General features: G+C 31.9%; 4 protein-coding genes. All 4 read left to right on the top strand.

What is annotated here, in order from left to right:
• Positions 1-849: TlpA family protein disulfide reductase (locus M4I21_RS18325; protein ID WP_249560676.1), on the top strand; the 849-nt coding region annotated here is incomplete at its 5' end.
• Positions 850-997: 148 nt separating this feature from the next.
• Positions 998-1,645 (top strand): hypothetical protein, encoded by a 648-nt coding sequence (locus tag M4I21_RS18320; protein WP_169932827.1) that lies wholly within the window; start codon positions 998-1,000, stop codon positions 1,643-1,645.
• Between the two features lie 156 nt (positions 1,646-1,801).
• On the top strand, positions 1,802-3,259 hold the full coding sequence (locus M4I21_RS18315; RefSeq protein WP_249560675.1) for a serine hydrolase domain-containing protein: 1,458 nt from the start codon (positions 1,802-1,804) through the stop codon (positions 3,257-3,259).
• Positions 3,260-3,406: 147 nt separating this feature from the next.
• Positions 3,407-3,907: a phosphoribosylaminoimidazolesuccinocarboxamide synthase gene (locus tag M4I21_RS18310; protein WP_249560674.1), complete on the top strand. Its 501-nt coding sequence runs from the start codon at positions 3,407-3,409 to the stop codon at positions 3,905-3,907.
• Positions 3,908-4,063 lie beyond the last annotated feature (156 nt).

Genomic DNA, 4,063 nt, shown 5'->3' with positions numbered 1-4,063 from the left:
GCCTCGCGTGGCCGCGCGAAACTAAAGCTTATTATCTTACACTTTTTGTATCTTCGTTCTCAAGGCCGAACTGCGTTTAGCAGGGCGTTAGCTATAATTATGAAAAAAATTACAACCATTCTAATTTTCCTAGTAACCTCAATTTTAATGGGGCAAGAATATTATCAGATTGAGGGTACCGAAAAAATAATCTCAACAAAAGACAGTATTCAAATATTTCTGAATAAAACAAAAGATAATTACAATAAAACTTCTGTAGAAAAATATGGATTTATAGCCAATAGTGTTAGCTATGAATTAGGCAATACCATAAAGCGGAATGATTCCGTAATAACCTTTGTAAAATTAAGTCTTGACTTAAAAAAAGTGGATTATACAAAAGATGCGATTTTTGACCTTCAAAATAAAAAATTACCCGATTTAGAATTACTTACTTTGAATGGCATCAAAATAAATAATGAAACACTTAATGGTAAAGTAACTTTAATAAATTTATGGTTTGTTAACTGCGCGCCTTGCTTAAAGGAAATACCAGAATTAAATGATCTAAAAAAAGAATTTGAAAAAAGCGTGAATTTTATCGCAATTACATTCGATTCTAAAACCAAGGTGATTGAATTTTTAAAAAGAAAACCGTTCGATTTTGAAATTGTTCCAGACCAAAAAGAACTTTTAACTAATACGTTTAAACCCGAGAGTTATCCGAAAATTTTGATTGTAGATAAAAAAGGTGTTATCAGTTTTATTTCTAATGGAATTACAGAAAATGAATCTGAGGTGGATAACATAAAACATACTATTACCGAATTGAAAGTGAAACTAAATGAATTGATATCAAAACAACTATAGCTAACACCGTGTATAATTAATTGCTTGGTTCACTGCCGACTTACGAACATTCCTGCGGAATATTCTATCTGTGATTTATTTGCTAAATTAGGTGCTTAACCACGCAACTAACCATACACAATCACGTTAGCAAACATTTGACAAAAAATTGAGAGAATACATTTATAAAGAAACTGAAATTGAACTTATTCGTCATTTACGAAATAATACGCCTGAAAAAATATGGTACAATTTTGTGTTTTATGTATTTGACTATGGGAATTATCATTTGATATTGGAATGTGCCGATAAAGAGGCGAAATCTCAAAATAAATCTGATGAAGCTCTGATAGCTGAATTGACTCGTAAAAATGAAAAGTATGTTCCTGACGAACATTCAAAGCTTGTTTGCGAAAACAAACCGATTGACAGCGTTTATATTGTGCGAACTTTTCTGCACTTTTCGGATTTTAGGAATTATACGAAACCTGAAAAAATTGCTAACCGAATTGGACATAAAGTAAAATCATTCATAAAAGGAAAATCAGACCCTTTAGATGAAATAATTTCAAAAACGACAGGAGTTGGAGCTGAATATATTTGCCATCCGAAATCACAAGAAGCTAAAAATGTTGATTTAAACTTTGCGAATTTACTTGATGTTGGATTACTAATTGAAATCGAAAATAAATATCTACGTGCTTTTTTGCAGAGTAACGGATTTGGATTTCATATTTGGGAAGATAAATACTTTTATGAAACGGAAGACTTAAAAGAGGACACCGAATTATATGAGTTTATTAAAATTGAAAAATAAAAAACGATTTGCTAACACCGTGTATAATTAATTGCTTGGTCACTGCCGACTTACGAACATTCCTGCGGAATATTCTATCTGTGATTTATTTGCTAAATTAGTTGCTTAACCACGCAACTAACCATACACAACAACGTTAGGTACAATTTATAAAAAATGAAATACACATATTTAACATTAGTCTTTTTAATCATTATTTCTGGATGTAAGCCTTCCGAAAAGCTAGTAGAAAAGAAAGAAGACAAACAAGATTTAATAAATTTTCTGTTCCAAGACTACATTGGTGAAAAACCAAGTGCAAGTTTTATTGTTATAAAGGATGGTAAAATAAAAGATTGCCAAAGTTTTGGATATGCAGATTTAGAGAATAAAGTTCTTGCTAATCGTGAAACTAATTACAGACTTGCATCAGTAACAAAACAGTTTACTGCAATGGGAATTTTAACTTTAATAAATCAAGGAAAATTAGATTACAATACAAAATTGACGGAAGTAATTCCTGAATTCCCAGAATATGGAAAAAAGATTACTATAAAAAATTTAATGTCACATAGATCAGGTTTACAGCCATACAACAAACTGTATCCAAATGATGCGGAAAAACAACTTGTTGATAAAGAAGTGCTTAACCTTTTAATAAAGCAAGACAGTCTTTTATTTCCGGCAAATACCAAGTACAGGTATAGTAATTCAGGCTATGCAGTTTTAGCTATGATTATAGAACGCGTTTCGGGCAAAACGTTTCAAGACTTTATGGCTGAAGAAATTTTTGAAAAACTAGGTATGACCAATAGTACAGTGTATTCAAAAGACGTGCAGATTAAAAACCGCGCCTATGGTTATAAATTCAACGATTCGATTTACGAAAACAGAGATCAAAGTACTTGGTCAGCAATTCTGGGCGATGGTGGAATATATTCGTCCGTAAGCGATTATGCAAAATGGGATAAAAGCTTATATAACGAAACACTTGTTAAGTCAGACTTAATCAATGATGCATTTTCCAACTGGGATGAAAATGGAAAAACAGATGGAAAAGGATATGGATTTGGATGGCAAATTGATATAAAAAACGGCAAAAAATATTTGCTGCACGGAGGAAGCACATCAGGTTTTCTAAATACTACGCTAAGAATCCCATCTGAAAAAATCACAGTAGTAATCTACACAAACACTTCCAGTTTAGGAGGCCTCAGAAGAAAGGCTTTGTCTTTAGCAAGTTATTTTTCTGATGGCAAAATTCCTTTCCCAGCCTATGTCTTACTTGAAAAAGATATTGATGAAAATGGAATAGAAAATATTACGGCCAAATTTAATCAACTAAAATCTGACAATAATAAATATGATATTGTAGAAGAAGATCTAAGGGCTTTAGGTTTTAGTTTCTTTAATAAAGAATCTGAAAAGGCTCTTAAAATATTCGAATTAATTAAACTAGAATTTCCAAATTATTATGGAGGCCATTTTGGGTTAGGGCAATACTATGCCTATAAAACGGAAGGAAATAATGAAAAGGCAGTTCAATATTACAAAAAAGCAGTTGAGTTATTACCGAGTAAAGACCAACGATTAATTAATTATTCGAAAAAAATGATTGAAAAATTAAGCGAATAAAACTGTGCCTAACAACGTGTATAATTAATTGCTTGGGTCTGTCTATACTCGGAAAATCCTACGGATTTCCCTAACGTTCGGTTTCCTTTTGCTAAATTAGTTGCGAAACAATCGCAACCAACCATACACCAACCGTTAGCCTACATTATGGAACCTGAACAAAAATTTAAAACTAAAACTGGATTTTGTCACATTCTAGCTGACAAAATAGTTTTGACTAGAGATGGAATTGTTGGAAACATCGCTGAATTGGCTACTGGAGACAAAATAACAAGACTACTAATTGTTTATGGACTCTTAGCAGCATTAATGGCGTATAATGCTTACAACGATTTTATAAGTGAAAATTGGCTGTTTTTTGGAATTTATCTAATTGCTGGAATTTATCTGACTTATACTATTGTTAAAAGCATAAATTATACAGCTATCCCCGTTATTGAGAGGGACAAAATAAAAAACGTAGAGTTTAAGGCAGCGAAAAAATATCTTACAAGAAGTTATTTTAAAGTTGACTTCGAGCAAGCTAATGGGAAATTAAAAAGTAGACTGATTATGCTTCCAGGCTCTCTAAATGGTGGAACTAATGAAACGGAAAATGCACTCAGTATTATGAAAAAAGCTGGGTTGATAAAAAATAACGTAGGCTAACACAACCTATAAACAATACGGGCTTAGGGCTTAAACGCTAAGGTTTGCGTATTTTTATAATGTCGCGAAATCTTATGGATTTAGCTTTGGACAAGAAAAAATAAAACTAAACAATAAGCTTTAGCTTTGTGCGCAGACGGAAAAGAAAAGTTTCCT

The organism is Cellulophaga sp. 20_2_10 (assembly GCF_023476645.1).
Taxonomy (GTDB): Bacteria; Bacteroidota; Bacteroidia; order Flavobacteriales; family Flavobacteriaceae; genus Cellulophaga.
Note: the sequence above shows the minus strand (reverse complement) of the source record. Positions and strands in the feature narration are given on the sequence as shown.